Source organism: Kangiella koreensis DSM 16069 (assembly GCF_000024085.1).
GTDB classification, from domain to species: domain Bacteria; phylum Pseudomonadota; class Gammaproteobacteria; order Enterobacterales; family Kangiellaceae; genus Kangiella; species Kangiella koreensis.
The window spans coordinates 2,484,750-2,499,296 of the sequence record NC_013166.1 but is presented as its reverse complement, the minus strand read 5'-3'; the positions used below and the strand labels follow the sequence as shown (position 1 = coordinate 2,499,296).

At 41.6% G+C, this 14,547-nt stretch carries 14 protein-coding genes; 8 read left to right on the top strand and 6 right to left on the bottom strand.

All coding sequences use genetic code 11. The annotated features are described in order from the left end of the window. Positions 1-148: 148 nt before the first annotated feature. The 6 genes from KKOR_RS11545 to gpsA all read left to right on the top strand — a co-directional run bounded on the left by KKOR_RS11545 (position 149) and on the right by gpsA (position 3,957). Positions 149-1,060, top strand: a complete 912-nt coding sequence (locus tag KKOR_RS11545; RefSeq protein WP_015781312.1) for an SPFH domain-containing protein — start codon at positions 149-151, stop codon at positions 1,058-1,060. 9 nt (positions 1,061-1,069) lie between these two features. Next, the gene (locus tag KKOR_RS11540) at positions 1,070-1,534 is read left to right on the top strand and encodes an NfeD family protein (RefSeq protein WP_015781311.1); all 465 of its coding nucleotides are present in this window, start codon (positions 1,070-1,072) and stop codon (positions 1,532-1,534) included. Positions 1,535-1,695: 161 nt separating this feature from the next. Then, on the top strand, positions 1,696-2,121 hold the full coding sequence (locus KKOR_RS11535; protein ID WP_015781310.1) for a rhodanese-like domain-containing protein: 426 nt from the start codon (positions 1,696-1,698) through the stop codon (positions 2,119-2,121). Between the two features lie 32 nt (positions 2,122-2,153). Next, positions 2,154-2,417 carry a glutaredoxin 3 gene (gene grxC / locus KKOR_RS11530; protein ID WP_015781309.1) on the top strand — a complete coding sequence of 88 codons (264 nt, stop codon included), beginning with the start codon at positions 2,154-2,156 and terminating at the stop codon, positions 2,415-2,417. 26 nt (positions 2,418-2,443) lie between these two features. Continuing rightward, positions 2,444-2,953 (top strand): protein-export chaperone SecB, encoded by a 510-nt coding sequence (gene secB, locus KKOR_RS11525; RefSeq protein WP_015781308.1) that lies wholly within the window; start codon positions 2,444-2,446, stop codon positions 2,951-2,953. Continuing rightward, positions 2,953-3,957 (top strand): NAD(P)H-dependent glycerol-3-phosphate dehydrogenase, encoded by a 1,005-nt coding sequence (gene gpsA / locus KKOR_RS11520; protein WP_015781307.1) that lies wholly within the window; start codon positions 2,953-2,955, stop codon positions 3,955-3,957. Before secB ends, gpsA begins: the two co-directional genes overlap by 1 nt. A gap of 21 nt (positions 3,958-3,978) precedes the next feature. Here gpsA and trmL read toward each other — a convergent pair whose 3' ends face one another. The 5 genes from trmL to glnA form a co-directional block, all read right to left on the bottom strand. Further along, positions 3,979-4,440 (bottom strand): tRNA (uridine(34)/cytosine(34)/5-carboxymethylaminomethyluridine(34)-2'-O)-methyltransferase TrmL, encoded by a 462-nt coding sequence (trmL, locus tag KKOR_RS11515; protein ID WP_015781306.1) that lies wholly within the window; start codon positions 4,438-4,440, stop codon positions 3,979-3,981. Continuing rightward, positions 4,441-5,049, bottom strand: a complete 609-nt coding sequence (locus tag KKOR_RS11510) for a response regulator (protein WP_015781305.1) — start codon at positions 5,047-5,049, stop codon at positions 4,441-4,443. It abuts the gene before it with no gap. Next, a complete protein-coding gene (glnL, locus tag KKOR_RS11505) occupies positions 5,042-6,112 on the bottom strand; it encodes a nitrogen regulation protein NR(II) (protein WP_015781304.1) in 1,071 nt (356 codons plus the stop codon). The genes KKOR_RS11510 and glnL overlap by 8 nt, the downstream gene beginning before the upstream one ends. Positions 6,113-6,212: 100 nt before the next feature. Then, entirely contained in the window at positions 6,213-6,767 is a 555-nt protein-coding gene (locus tag KKOR_RS11500) for a DUF4124 domain-containing protein (protein ID WP_015781303.1), read from the bottom strand. A gap of 115 nt (positions 6,768-6,882) precedes the next feature. Next, positions 6,883-8,292, bottom strand: a complete 1,410-nt coding sequence (glnA, locus tag KKOR_RS11495) for a glutamate--ammonia ligase (RefSeq protein WP_015781302.1) — start codon at positions 8,290-8,292, stop codon at positions 6,883-6,885. A gap of 433 nt (positions 8,293-8,725) precedes the next feature. Here glnA and KKOR_RS11490 point away from each other — a divergent pair, with 433 nt between their 5' ends. Both KKOR_RS11490 and KKOR_RS11485 read left to right on the top strand, forming a co-directional pair. Then, positions 8,726-11,383, top strand: coding sequence for a TonB-dependent receptor plug domain-containing protein (locus KKOR_RS11490; RefSeq protein ID WP_015781301.1), 2,658 nt, complete (start codon positions 8,726-8,728; stop codon positions 11,381-11,383). A 335-nt stretch (positions 11,384-11,718) separates the two neighbouring features. Then, positions 11,719-13,329 (top strand): tetratricopeptide repeat-containing sulfotransferase family protein, encoded by a 1,611-nt coding sequence (locus tag KKOR_RS11485; protein ID WP_015781300.1) that lies wholly within the window; start codon positions 11,719-11,721, stop codon positions 13,327-13,329. A gap of 80 nt (positions 13,330-13,409) precedes the next feature. On the opposite strand, the gene KKOR_RS11480 is transcribed toward KKOR_RS11485, so the two are convergent. Beyond that, positions 13,410-14,387: a class I SAM-dependent methyltransferase gene (locus tag KKOR_RS11480; RefSeq protein ID WP_015781299.1), complete on the bottom strand. Its 978-nt coding sequence runs from the start codon at positions 14,385-14,387 to the stop codon at positions 13,410-13,412. Between the last annotated feature and the right edge of the window lie 160 nt (positions 14,388-14,547).

Genomic DNA, 14,547 nt, shown 5'->3' with positions numbered 1-14,547 from the left:
CCTTTTGCCTTGATTCTAAGCCAGCCGGAGCCTACAAGTTTCAATCACTTGTCAAAAATTAGTTACATAAAAACGATTGATCTCATCAGGAAAGATTCCCTATAGTTATGGGCGAAAACAATTTCAATAACAAATTAAGGAGATATTAATGGAACTGGGTTTAATTATTGGGTTTGCTGTATTTGTCGTCTTTTTATTATTTTCTGGCGTTAAAACAGTGGTTCAGGGTTTTGAATATACGGTCGAGCGCTTTGGGAAGTACCGCAAGACGTTATCACCTGGCTTGCATTTGATTGTGCCTATCGTCGATAAAATCGGCGCCACGGTCAATATGAAAGAACAGGTGCTTGATATTCCCGCACAACAAGTCATTTCACAGGATAACGCGACTGTCACCATTGATGCAGTGTGCTTCTTCCAGGTGATTGATCCGATTAAGGCGACTTATGAAGTGAATGAGTTGCCTCGTGCTATGCAGAATTTGGTGCAAACCAATATTCGTACAGTGTTGGGTAGCATGGATCTGGATTGGATGTTGTCGAAGCGTGATGAAATCAATGCACGAATTTTGACTATTGTGGATGAAGCAACCAATCCTTGGGGTGTGAAAGTCACTCGTATAGAGATTAAAGACATTTTACCACCGCGTGATTTGGTTGATGCGATGGCGAAACAGATGAAAGCGGAGCGTCTAAAGCGTGCTCAAATTCTAGATGCCGAGGGGACCAAACAGTCAGAGATTTTGGAAGCTGAAGGTATGAAGCAATCTTCTATCTTGAGAGCTGAAGGTGAAAAAGAAGCAGCATTCCGTGAAGCGGAAGCGCGTGAGCGTCAGGCTGAAGCGGAAGCGAATGCAACGCAAATGGTCTCGAAAGCGATTGCCGAAGGTAATGTGCAGGCCATTAATTATTTTGTCGCACAAAAATACGTTGATGCATTGGCTAAAATCGCGACTTCTGATAATCAGAAAGTGTTAATGTTGCCTCTTGAGGCTACTTCTGTCATTGGCTCGGTAGCCGGTATTGCTGAGATTGCCAAAGAGTCATTTGCCAAAAAGTAAGGGGTAGCTATGGAGATTTTCCTACAAGTAGAATATTGGCACTGGCTGGTTTTCGGGCTAGTGCTATTAATCCTCGAGATATTTGCTCCGGGTGCCATTTTACTCTGGTTTGGATTGGGTGCATTGGCGGTTGGTGTTTTCCAGTTACTGATGCCTGGCTTGATGCCACCTGAAATTCAATGGCTTGTTTTTTCGGTGTTGTCGGTAGCCAGTTTAATTTTATGGAAGCAATACGCCCAAAAACATAAACTCGATCAGGATGATGATTCGGGTTCATTGAATCAGCGTAGCAAGTCTTTGATCGGCAGGGAGTTTAATCTTAGTAACGCCATTGTGAATGGAGTCGGTAAGGTTAGAGTCGGAGACTCCTACTGGCGCGTGGAGGGGCCTGATTTACCAGAAGGGCAAAAGGTAAAGGTCGTTGGCTTTGAAGGAGCGACTTTAAAGGTTATTGCTGTTGATTCCGAAGCTTAGAAGACTGTTCTATTTACCATAGAAATGGAGGCTCAGGCCTCCATTTTGACATGTAAGCAACTATATTTTTAATTAGACATCCTTATAGACTCTAGGCCTTGGTGCTGTTTTGTGTATAATGCGCTGTCTCTATTTTGTGAAATCCAAAGGCTTATCAGCAGATGCAACAACTACTCGAGTTTTACGGTAATCACCCTGTTTTGGGGACTGCCTGGCTGGCATTTACTGTACTAATTATTATTAGCTTGATTAAAACCGCAACCAGCGGCTCTAAGTCATTGACACCATTAATGATGACGCAAATGGTCAACAAGCAGAATGCAGTGGTGGTTGACCTGCGCGCGATTGCGGATTTCAACAAGGGTCATATCCCAGGTTCGATGAATATTCCTTTTGGTAAGCTTAAGGATCGGATTAAGGACCTTGAAAAGCATAAAGGAACCCCCATCATTATGGTCTGTAACGCAGGCGTGCAAGCAGGGAATGCTACAATGCAACTTAGAAAACACGGTTTCACCGAGGTACATAAGCTAAAAGGTGGAATTCAGTCCTGGACTACAGAAAACTTGCCTTTAGCGAAAGGCTAAGCTAAAACATCCAACGATATTTGAGAACTACAATGTCACAAGTAACCATTTACACCACTCGTTACTGTCCATTCTGCGTCAGAGCGAAATCGTTATTAAATGAATTACAGGTTGATTTTAAAGAGATTCCTGTCGATGGAGATGCTGAGCTTCGTGCTCATATGGAGTCTTTAACCGGTGGTTATACGGTTCCTCAAATAATAATCAATGAACGTGCAATTGGTGGTTGTGATGACCTGTATGCATTACACCGCAAGGGTGAGTTATTACCACTTTTGCAAGACAACAATGAATGATTTGTTAAAAATTAAGAGAGAATATTATGGCAGAACAAGATCAAAACATCGGAAATAATAGCGAGCAGAAAGTTGATACTCCAGAAGGTGCACAACTTCAAATCCAAACAGTTTACGCAAAAGACGTTTCTTTTGAAGCTCCTAACTCACCAGAGATTTTTCTGGAACAATATAAGCCAAGCATTGATGTCAATCTTAATAATAAAGTTAAAGACTTAGACAACAACAGTTATGAGGTAGAGTTGCAAGTAACCATTACTGCAAAAAATGGTGAGAAAACTGCTTATATCACAGAAGTAAAATACGGTGGTGTATTCGGTATTAAAGGCTTGGAAGATGAAGTAAGAAACCGTATGTTGAGAACTTTTTGTTGTGAACAATTACTTCCTTACGTTCGTGAAGCCATTTCTGAAACTATTGCGCGCGGTGGTTTCCCTCGCTTTACATTGCAACCTATTAACTTTAATGCTTTGTATGAGCAGGCTATGCAGCAAGCTCAGCAGCAACAGGCGGGTCAGGGCGAAGCGAACGCTTAATGTCTGCACAACTTTCCTTTGCGGTTCTTGGGGCAGGTTCTTATGGAACCGCATTGGCAGTTTTGCTTGCCCGTAATGGCCATAGTGTTCAGTTATGGGCTCGCAACTCTCAGCATGTTGTTGAAATGCAGCAGGCAAAACAGAATACGAAATACCTTCCTGATGTCGCTTTCCCTGACAATCTATCAGTAACCGATCAAATTGATGTAGCTTTAAAGCATCATCCTATTATTCTTGTAGCGGTCCCAAGTCATGCGTTTCGCGATACACTGTACCTCATCAAACCTCTTGTAAACCAAGATAGTAAGCTAGTATGGGCGAGCAAAGGGCTCGATCCCGATAGTGGTGATTTGTTAGGTAATGTGCTGAAAAATATTTTAGGCGATAATATGCCACACGCCATTTTATCTGGGCCAACTTTCGCCAAGGAAATGGCTATTGGTATGCCTACCGCTATCACTTTAGCAGCTAATAATGACGACTTTGCTGAGCAATTAGCTTTGGCTTTACATAATGAGCGTTTCAGAGTCTATACCAGTGATGACATCGTTGGTGTTCAAGTCGGTGGTGCGGTTAAAAATGTAGTAGCTATCGGTGCTGGAATTGCTGACGGACTAGGTTATGGTGCGAACGCAAGAACAGCCTTGATCACTCGGGGTTTGGCTGAAATGACTCGCTTAGGTGTTGCCGCAGGCGGAAAGCAGGAAACTTTCAATGGAATGGCAGGCATGGGCGATTTGGTCTTAACCTGTACCGATAATCAGTCGCGTAATAGGCGTTTTGGTTTAGCTTTAGGTAAAGGTGCTAATAGAGATGAGGCTGAGCATGCCATTGGGCAGGTAGTAGAAGGTGTTCGTAATGCCAAGGAAGTTAAGATGCTGGCGGAGCGACTAGGGGTCGAAATGCCAATCAGCGATGCGATTTATCGCATAATTTATGAAGGCGTCGACGCCCGTCAGGCCGCACATGAATTATTAACTCGAGACCTTAAATCTGAAGGTTAGGGTTAAAGTTAAAAATTCCACTTACAGAAACCCCTCAAAACTTCCCTGTCGCAACACTTCGTAAGTTACAATAGCCACGGTATTGGAAAGGTTCAAACTGCGACTATCGGGCCGCATAGGGATTCTCAGCAGCTGTTCCCCAATATCATTCAGGATATGATTAGGCAAACCACGAGTTTCTGGACCAAACATTAAATAATCACCATCTTGGTAGGCAATTTGATGAAAGTAGTGCTTTGCTTTGGTACTCAGTCCAAATAATCGCTTGGGCTGTTCGTTATTAAGAAATTCTTGATAGTTTTCATGGGTTTTAACTTGTGCCCATTCGTGATAATCGAGTCCGGCGCGACGCATTTTTTTGTCATCTATCTCAAAACCGAGCGGCTTGATTAAGTGTAGCTGGAATCCAGTGTTGGCGCACAGGCGAATGATATTGCCCGTATTTGGCGGAATTTCTGGTTCAAATAAAACGATATGGTACATTCAGTCGTTGTCCTGCTGTTGCCACTGTTGAAGTTTGCGGGTCAAAGTATTGCGCCCCCAGCCCAAAAGTTTGGCTGCTTTTTGTTTGTGGCCATGAGTAAGGCGTAGCGCATTGTCCACGATAAAGCGCTCAAAATCATCTTGAATTTGCTGCAATATTTTAGTTTGTCCCTGATGGTAATGTTGCTCAATGGTCTTGTGGATTTGTTGTTGCCATGCAGGCAAATAAGTATCGGGTTGCCGGCTATCAAGGGCTTTACGGCAAATGTTGATAACTTGATTGATATTGAATGGTTTGGGTAGGTAGTCAAATGCACCCAGGTCATGAGTTTGGCTGCCAATATCTGTATCGGCATAAGCAGTGATCATAATTACCGGCAGACTAGGATGCGATTGGTTGAGCTTTTCCAATAGTTCTAATCCGCTCATACCTGACATCTGTATATCGGTGATCACGATATTGGGCTGGTGCGTATTAACCAGCTCAATTGCCTCGGTTCCGTTATCACAAGAAATAACTTTGTACTCGGCATTGTGTAGTGCTCTTGCCAGCACCCAACGAATGGAGCTGTCATCATCCACTACCAGTATGGTCGCTTGCTCATTCATTGTTGATTAATCCTACTTCTTCCTCAGCTTTCACCACCGGCAGGTAGATGGAGAAAATGGTACTGCTTGGGTCGCTGATAAATTCGATGATGCCTTCTTGCTGTTGGATCAGGCTTTGTGCGATACCCAATCCCAGGCCGCTACTTTGTTTACCACTAATAAGCGGCACAAACACATTCGGTTGAAGAGCAGGGTCAATTCCTGGCCCATTATCAATAACATCAATACGAATAATAAGAGGATATTGTTTTATGCCGATACTGTGGCGGGGGATGGCACGGGTTTTGATGGTGATGGTCGCTCGCTTTTGTTCAGCACAGGCATCTACTGCGTTCTGAACCACATTGAGTAAAGCCTGATAAACAGATTCGGGGGCAATGTTTAACTCGGGCAAGCTTGGATCATAATCTCGCATCAACTGAATATTTTTCGGCAAGTTAATATTACAAAAGTCATAAACCTGTTCGGTGATTTCATGAATGTTAAGGGATACTTTGCTAGCTTTTTTTCCGCCAAGAAGCAATCGGTCCACCAGTTTAGAAAGTCTCTCAATTTCATGCTGAATGATGGCTGTAAACTCTTGCTGTTCAGGAGGGAGCTCTTGAGCAAGAAGTTGCGCTGCTCCGGCGATACCACTCAGCGGATTTTTAACTTCGTGTGCCAGTTGCGCGAGCAATTTATTATTGGTTTGGTTTTGTTGCAGAATACCAAGTTCGTTTTGATAGCGCTTGATACTTTGTCTGTCTTGCCACTCAACCAACAGATATGGTTTCTCCAGATGAATCCAATGCCCTGTGAAGTTAGCGATAATATTACGACCATTAAGTAGCTCTAATCTTAAGTCGTCCTGAGCAAAGCTACCATTATCTTTAAGCGTTTTTAGTAGTTCGCGTAACGGTAGGCTGTCGCTGGCGATGAAATAGCTGTAGCGTTGCCCTAACAGGACTTTGGAAGTCGTCATCAGGGCGCTCTCTGCAGTTTGATTCAGGTACGCAAAGCGACCGTGAGTATCGAATAGCATGACGGCTGTGGAAAGCTGATCAAGCAGAGCTTTGGTATTCATTGCAGGGTTCGTTGGCAGAGAAGTAGCTTAGTATAACAGGCTAAAACCAGCAGTGCACCATTCTGGTGCGCTGCTTAGTTAAACATTAAAGAAGTGTTTTTTAGCGGTTTAAAATCGATGTTCTCAATAAGTGGAAGGTTACGGATTTACTAGTCTGTACGATCTCTTGTGTTTCGTCATTAATGACCATAGCCACCAACTCATGAGTACCGCGGTCAATATTTGCTAAATTGAAATAAGGAATCTTCTGATCTTGACCAACCTGCATACCATCCATATGCATACGAATGCTGTGATTAGGTTGTATCTGCGGAGAAATGCCGACGACTATAGTTAACGAACCATCATTTGCCCGAACCCCTTGGTCATCAGCTGGACTGTCAATAGCGAAAACTTCATAGGCTGCGCCTTCATTTTCTTCTTCGCTATCGGTGGATTGTTGTGGGCTGCCTGAGTTCATTCGAGGTGTTGACACGACATTGCGATCAGTGTGAACGGTTATCGCTTCGGCATCATCACCAGGCTTATCGGTGTATGTGACTTTGCCATCTTTGTCGACTTTTTTATAGAGTACGGTGGCATCAGCTGATGTAAGCCAAGAGCAACTTACTATCAGAATAAAAACGTTGAATAAGTATGAAACTTTAAGTGACATTAAAATCTCCCTGTAAATCATTTACTGATTAGACAAAGTATTAGTCAGTTAGTGCTCGGTGTCAAAATAAAAAAGCCCAGCTTGTGCTGGGCTTTGTATGTTGCTTAGCATCTGATTACAAGCTGTAGTACATATCAAACTCAATTGGATGAGTTGTCATGTTCAAACGCTCGATATCAGCACGTTTCAGATCAATATATGCATCTAACATGTCATCGGAGAAGACGCCGCCGCGAGTTAAGAACTCACGGTCTGCATCAAGTGCATCAAGTGCTTGCTCTAATGATTTAGCTACGGTTGGAATAGCTTTTGCTTCCTCTGCTGGTAAATCATACAAGTCTTTATCCATAGCATCTCCAGGATGAATCTTGTTTTGAATACCGTCTAAGCCCGCCATCATTAGTGCAGTAAATGCCAGATATGGGTTAGCCATAGGGTCAGGGAAGCGAACTTCGATACGACGAGCTTTAGCGCTGGTTACATGCGGAATACGAATTGATGCTGAGCGGTTTTTGGCTGAGTAAGCCAACATAACCGGAGCTTCGAAACCAGGAACCAGGCGCTTGAAGGAGTTAGTTGATGGGTTGGTAATCGCATTAAGCGCGCGAGCATGCTTAATAATGCCACCAACGTAATACAATGCTTCTTCAGAAAGACCAGCGTATTTGTCACCAGCAAAAAGGTTCTTGCCATCTTTAGCCAAAGACATATGAACGTGCATTCCGGTACCATTATCACCAACGATTGGCTTTGGCATGAAAGTGGCTGTTTTGCCATAGGCATGCGCAACGTTATGAATCACATATTTAAGGATCTGAACTTCGTCAGCCTTTTTCATTAGCGTATTAAATTCAGTCGCGATTTCGTTTTGACCACCAGTTGCCACTTCATGGTGGTGCGCTTCAATTCGCAAACCCATTTGCTCCATCACTAAACACATTTGCGAACGAATATCTTGTGATGAGTCGACTGGAGGTACTGGGAAATAACCACCCTTTACACGCGGACGGTGAGCATAGTTACCGCCTTCGTAAGTTTTGTCAGAGTTCCATGCCGCTTCTGGATCGTCGATTTTAACAAATGAACCACTCATGTCTGTTTTAAAACGCACATCTTCAAACATGAAGAACTCTGGCTCTGGGCCAAAGTATGCAGTATCAGCGATACCCGTTGATTTTAAGTATTCTTCTGCGCGACGTGCAACAGAACGTGGGTCACGATCGTAACCAGTCATGGTTGACGGTTCTAAAATATCACAACGCAAATTTAGCGTAGTATCTTCAAAGAAAGGATCCATAACCGCAGATTCAGCGTCTGGCATTAACACCATGTCCGACTCATTAATGCCTTTCCAGCCGGCAATTGAAGAGCCGTCAAACATCTTGCCCTCGGTAAGCATTTCCTCATCAACTAAGCGCGCAGGAATCGTGACGTGCTGTTCTTTACCTTTTGTATCGGTAAAGCGAAGGTCGACAAACTTAACATCCATTTCTTCAATCATTTTAAGAACGTTTTCAACTGACATTACTCTAGCTCCAGTGTGTCAAAAAGAATTTGATGGTGTGTATTATAAGCAGGTCATAAAATTATAACTAATAGTAAAAGAAGGAAATAGGAAAGCTCACGCACCAAACTGGTGCAATTGTGTGAAAGGTCAGCAAAACTCCATGATATGGGAAAAACAAACCAGAAGTGATTTTATGCTGGTCAAAAAAGAGACAAAGTTAATTATTTTTTGAGGGTGAATATTAAGCTCTAGAGCAGCCCCTGTAAGGGAAAACAAGGTCTATCACTATAGTAACTTAAATGTAAAACTTGTTGACCAACTATAGAAAATTATGATAACTATAGCATTCTCCAAGGCTGTGTTTGGCCGTGGTACTTTATTGTGGCACGACAAAATGTGGTTTTGGGTAAAAAGAAAGAAAATTTACCAACTTATCTATAGGTAGGATTTTATGACTAACAAGACAATGATAGCTAAAGCAGTTAAGTACGCTTTATATAGCGGCTTCGCAGCTTCAATGGCTGTTGCTGCGCCAGCTACTTTCGCTGCAGAAGAAGAAGCTGACGACGCAGAAACGGTTGTTGTAACAGGTTCTCGTTTAAAAAGAACTGACGTTGAAGGTGCAAACCCAGTTACTGTAATTACTCGTGAGCAAATCGAACTTTCTGGTGAGATTTCAGCAGCCGAATTACTTCGTAACACAACTTTTAATACAACAGGTTCATTCCGTCCACAGTCTGGTTCTTCAGCGCAGGGTGTTGCGATGATTGACCTACGTGGTATTGGTTCATCTCGTTCATTAGTATTGGTTGATGGCCGTCGTTTGACTATGTCACCATCAACTGGTTCTAGCCAGGATTTGAACTCAATCCCAATGGGCGCAATTGAGCGTGTTGAGATTTTGACTGATGGTGCATCAGCGATCTACGGTTCTGATGCAATCGGTGGTGTTGTCAACGTAATCACTCGTAAAGATTACAATGGCGCAGAAATTAGTTTGCAAAAAGCTGAGCCAAGCGTTCCAGCAGAAGGTGGTGAGCGTGAAGCAGGTAGTTTGGTCTTCGGTTCATCGAACGATACAACTAGCTTGCTAGGTGGTGTTTCTTGGAACAAGCGTGAAATTGTTTTCCAGCGTGATTTCCCATGGACTCAGCCAGCATTATCTAGGTATGGTAATAACTGGAGAAGATCTGACTTTTCTAACCCTTACCAAGCGATACCTGGCGGTTGTGAAGGCGAAAACTACGTTGAAATTGGTGACTTCTGTGGTTATAACTTCAATGCGACCAACGCAAATGAAGCTTCAACTACGAATGAATCTTTATATTTGAAAGCAAGCCACATGATTAATGATGATTGGCAGTTGTACTCAAACGCAACTGTTGCTAAGAACCAATCATTTGGCCGTTATGCACCAATCCCTGATACTAACTATTTCCAAGGCTATGCAATTAGTAGCGATAGTTACAACAACCCGACTAACCCAGATGCTTGGATGTATGACACTGTTAACAACCCAAATGCGGTTGCATACGATGCGGCTAGAGTCGGTGCGCAGACAGATGTTCACATGTTCCACCGTTTTGCAGCATTAGGTAACCGTGATAATACAGTAGACAACGAAAATGTTGACTTCTTAGTAGGTGCTACGGGTTTTGTCGGCGATGTAGAGTTAGATTTCAATATGCGTCGTGTTCGCAATAAGTCATATGATTATGGTAATGGCTATTTAGCGGCACAAATTGCCTGGAATTTCGTAAACGAGTTTAACCCTGGTTACGATTCAGGTGGTGTTTTCGTGGGTGAAAGCGAATACTACGGTTATGACATTCAAAACCCATTTGACAACCCTGCTAATGTGCTAAGCGGTTCAGCTATTACAATTCTACGTGTAAGTGACTTCAACTTTGATGAAGTTGCAGCTTCTGCAGCATTTGATCTAGGTGAGCTAGATGGTGGCGCTATTCAGATGTTTGTTGGTGCTGATCGTCGTGAAGAGTACTACTCTGACCAATATGACGCGCAATCAGAGGCTGGTCAGGTTGGTGGTTCAGCAGGTAACTCTGCAGGCGGTGGCCGTGACGTAAATGCAATGTACTTCGAAACGTTGCTTCCATTTACTGAAGACTTCGAGCTATCTGTTGCAGGCCGTTTCGATGACTACTCAGATTACGGTAACGATTTCTCTCCAAAGGTATCTATGCGTTATCAGCCAATGGAAGAGCTAACCTTGCGTGCGTCGTATGGTGAAGGTTTCCGCGCTCCAACACTGGATATCTTGACTCAGCTGACATCATTCTCAGCTGATGCTGTGAGAGATCCTGCAACATGTTTGGCTCAAAACTTACCAGCAAATTGTGAAACTCAAATTAATGCATACCGTATTGCTAACCCTGACCTAGAGTCTGAGCAGTCTAAGCAATATGCATTCGGTTTGGCTTATCAGCCTACTGATTGGGTTAACTTCACTTTAGATTACTACGATATTCAAATCGATAATCGTATTGCATTCTTTAGTTCTGGTAACTTGTTAGCACGTGAAGATGCCGGTGATCCAATTCCTCCAGGTTTGGGTGTAACTCGTCGACAAGATGGTTCAATTGCTGAAATCCTAACTGGTTATGGTAACGAGGGTGACCTTGAGACTAATGGTGTGGATATGAACACTCGCTTCAACTTTGATTTCGAAGATGCGGGTCGTTTGGCTTCAAACTTCCAGGTTTCTTGGATTCATGACTACAGCGTAGACGGTGGTCGTAACTTAACTCGTGACCCAGGTGTTCCACAATGGCGTGCAGCGTTGCAAAACGTGTATAACATTAATGACTTCACTATTGCATGGAACGTGAATGCAATCGGTAGTCAATATATTGATGTAGAAAGCATTTCAGGTGGACGTGTTGGACGTACAGGCAACTGGGGTACATGGACTACTCATGATCTTCAAGTTAGCTATAACACTTCATGGGATGGTCAAATCTCAGTGGGTGCTCAAAACGTATTTGAAAAACTTCCACGTTTAGAGCCATTCGATAACCGTGACTACAACTACTACTTGTATAACGGCTATGGTCGTGTAGCTTACGTTCGTTATACTCAAACTTTCTAAGTTTAAGTTAACAAGCGAAATAAAAAAGGCGGGGGTTTCCTCGCCTTTTTTTTAACACAAAGGAAATTGTGTTAGGACGAAATAAATACGTATATTAATAACTCATACAACACTTCTTACCTCATACTAACCACAATAGTCATGAATCAATTTTAAAGAATATCCATTTCTTGGTTTAAACAGTAAAAATAAATAGATTAGACTTAGACTAAGTATTTAATAAGTGAGTTTCATGCTTGTATTGTGGTTGTTAGTAGCTATACCATTAGGACCTTAATTATAGAGTTAAAGCCGTAGGCTTTATTATATTAATAACCTGATTATAAAGGTGTCACATGCAACAATATTTACCCTCGGCAAATCAACTCATTCAAAAGGTACATTTCTTAATAAACTCGAATCAGCTGGGAGAGGCTTGGGATTTATGTCTACAGTTAATCAAAATGTTTCCTAAGTTTGCTGATGCATGGATGACAAAATCATTCATCGCAGATAAAGTTGGACGTTATGACGAAGCATTAGTTGCTATTAATAAGGCTATTAGATTAGAACCTGGGCAGTTGCGCTTTAAGCTCCACAAAGTTTTGCTACTTGAAAGAATGGGAGAGCTGAAAAAATCCTTAAGATTATCTGTGGAACTTAAAGAAAATAATATAAAAGATAAGAGGTTTTTTATGACTTTGGCCTCTTTTTTTAATAGACACCAAAAGTATAAAGAGCTAGAAGCGTGTTACAGAAAAGCCTTGGAGTTAGATCCCAATAATCCTGAGATAATGCTAGCACTGGCCAATGCTGTGCTCTTTATTGGAGATTTAGATGAGGCTAATCACTTAGCAACTAAGGCGCTCAGGGGTAATGAGTTTGATTGTGAGGTGCATTTTTTTCGTAGTAGCCTAAAGAAAATGAGTCAATCAAGGAATAATATAGAAGAGCTAAAGGCATTAACAAATAAGACTATTCAAGACCCAGTAACAAAAGCCAAAGGTTTTTACGCATTGGCAAAAGAGCTAGAAGATTGTGAGAGTTATGAAGAAAGCTTCAAAGCAAGAGAGAGAGGGGCGGAGATATTCAGGAAAAGTCTGAAATATGACTTCAGAGATGACATTGATTCATTGATTGCTTTGCGCGAAACATATAGTGAAGAAGTCATAAAAGCGCTATCAAAAAGCCAGAAGCAGAGTAATGAATCTAAAGAAGCGATCTTTGTCGTTGGTTTGCCTAGAACGGGAACAACGTTACTAGAAAGAATTGTGAGTAGTCACGGTAAAGTGTCCTCAGCTGGCGAGTTACCTCATTTTATACGTTTTATGAGCGCAGGTGTGGAAAAATTAAAGCTAAATCCGGACTTTTCCCGGAGTGAAATGGTTCCAGAGTCCACCCATTTAGATTTTCATGAGTTAGGAGAGAAATACTTAACTACTTGTCGAGCGGTTGGCCACAAAACTAAATGTTTTGTAGATAAATTCCCGCACAACGCAGTGTATGCTGGTCTTATCCATTTAGCATTGCCTCAATCAAAAATATTAATACTAGAAAGGCATCCGCTTGATGTATGTTACTCCGTTTATAAGCAATTATTTACTGATATCTATCAGTTCTCATATGATTTAGAGGAATTAGCTGAATATTATTATCAGCATCAGTTATTAATGTCTCATTGGGAAAAAGTTCTGCCTGGGGTTGTAAAAACGGTTAGATATGAAGACCTAGTTAATAATCTTGAGGTTACTGCTAGAAGCGTTATTGAATTTTGTGGGCTTGACTGGGAAGAATCTTGTCTAGATTTCCATGAAAATAAACAGCCAACAGCGACAGCAAGTGCCAGTCAAGTTAGGCAGAAAGTATACTCAAGTTCAATTGGGATGTGGAAGAACTATCGAAATGAGTTACAACCCTTAATTAGTAAGCTTGAAGCTTATGGCAGCCTTGAAGGTTGGGAATACTGAGAGCGCATTGGAACAACGTATTAATTGGGCCAGCGTTAAACGCAGGCTCAATTATTCTTCAATATAAGATAACATCAAAGCTATTTTTGCATAATTAAATGAAAAGCAAATAGCTTACCCTCAATATAAAACTCTTCAACTTTTAAAGATATCCCGTTCGTCTTGCAGTGCTCCTCTATTTGTTCGAGTCGCGTTTCTGAAAGGCAGGCATTGTTTTGATCTTGGAGTCTTAACCTATGAGATACAAGGTTGTGATAAAGCTGTTGAAGGTGTCTCTTTAATTGAAGAGGATCAATTGTACCAACCTGTTTTAGGATATTTACAATTTGGCCAATGGTTAATTTGCACCAATATTCCGCATCGGCGTCTGCGCTATATTTATCAGTTAATTGTGCAAAGATCCAGTGAAGAGTCGTATTTATAACTTGCTTGTGAGGGTTTTTGGTCCAATTATGCATCTGCCCGGCTTGGGTTTGTTGGAGAGCAATATCTAATAACAGATCAGTTTGCATGAAGGCTGGTGATTCTTCGAGAATGTACCTTATAACTTTCTCACCAATTAAGCTGTCATATGATATATGGGATTTTGGATGATGAGATATTATTGAAATTATACCCCCGGGTTTTAGACAGTTGAAGCAATGCTGAAGAGATTTTTTTAAATCTGAATATTCAAAAGCGAATTGAGAAATAAAAGCATCAATACTTCCAGCTTGAAAGGGTGCTGTTTCGATCGGAGTGTTCGCTATAAATTCAATGTTGTTTAAACTTCGTTTAATAAGTTTATCTTCTAGATTTAGCTTGCGAGGATCAATATTGGCAGCATCAATTCCAATTACATTCCAGTCTAGTTGGTTGTTTTTGGAGAATAGCCAAGCTAATACAGCAACAGCACCGTTACCGGTCCCTAAGTCCACAACTGTACCACTTGGGGTTATTTGTTTGAATTGATTCTCCCAAAAGTCAGCAATATCCTTTTGATAGCCTTGCCCCTGTTTTCCTTCCGAAAAACTGTTTAAAGCATTAGTATTTTTCCAGTAATCTGTCCAATGTTGCATAATTATCAATAAGTATTCTATAAACTATAACTATACAACAAAGTAGAGCAGATGTAATAAAGTTAGGCAAATAGACTTCAGTTATGTATATAGATGATGTTTCTGATGGTAAGTTATAGTTTATTCTTCTTTTGTTTTGGTATTTTATGAGAGGAAAGAT

What these genes read in the sequence shown, in the direction of transcription:
- secB (WP_015781308.1), top strand. Translation starts at nt 2,444, where the DNA reads ATGGCAGAACAAGATCAAAACATCGGAAATAATAGCGAGCAGAAAGTT.
- grxC (WP_015781309.1), top strand. Translation starts at nt 2,154, where the DNA reads ATGTCACAAGTAACCATTTACACCACTCGTTACTGTCCATTCTGCGTC.
- KKOR_RS11545 (WP_015781312.1), top strand. Translation starts at nt 149, where the DNA reads ATGGAACTGGGTTTAATTATTGGGTTTGCTGTATTTGTCGTCTTTTTA.
- gpsA (WP_015781307.1), top strand. Translation starts at nt 2,953, where the DNA reads ATGTCTGCACAACTTTCCTTTGCGGTTCTTGGGGCAGGTTCTTATGGA.
- KKOR_RS11540 (WP_015781311.1), top strand. Translation starts at nt 1,070, where the DNA reads ATGGAGATTTTCCTACAAGTAGAATATTGGCACTGGCTGGTTTTCGGG.
- trmL (WP_015781306.1), bottom strand. Translation starts at nt 4,440, where the DNA reads ATGTACCATATCGTTTTATTTGAACCAGAAATTCCGCCAAATACGGGC.
- glnL (WP_015781304.1), bottom strand. Translation starts at nt 6,112, where the DNA reads ATGAATACCAAAGCTCTGCTTGATCAGCTTTCCACAGCCGTCATGCTA.
- KKOR_RS11485 (WP_015781300.1), top strand. Translation starts at nt 11,719, where the DNA reads ATGCAACAATATTTACCCTCGGCAAATCAACTCATTCAAAAGGTACAT.
- KKOR_RS11480 (WP_015781299.1), bottom strand. Translation starts at nt 14,387, where the DNA reads ATGCAACATTGGACAGATTACTGGAAAAATACTAATGCTTTAAACAGT.
- KKOR_RS11500 (WP_015781303.1), bottom strand. Translation starts at nt 6,767, where the DNA reads ATGTCACTTAAAGTTTCATACTTATTCAACGTTTTTATTCTGATAGTA.
- KKOR_RS11535 (WP_015781310.1), top strand. Translation starts at nt 1,696, where the DNA reads ATGCAACAACTACTCGAGTTTTACGGTAATCACCCTGTTTTGGGGACT.
- glnA (WP_015781302.1), bottom strand. Translation starts at nt 8,292, where the DNA reads ATGTCAGTTGAAAACGTTCTTAAAATGATTGAAGAAATGGATGTTAAG.
- KKOR_RS11510 (WP_015781305.1), bottom strand. Translation starts at nt 5,049, where the DNA reads ATGAATGAGCAAGCGACCATACTGGTAGTGGATGATGACAGCTCCATT.
- KKOR_RS11490 (WP_015781301.1), top strand. Translation starts at nt 8,726, where the DNA reads ATGACTAACAAGACAATGATAGCTAAAGCAGTTAAGTACGCTTTATAT.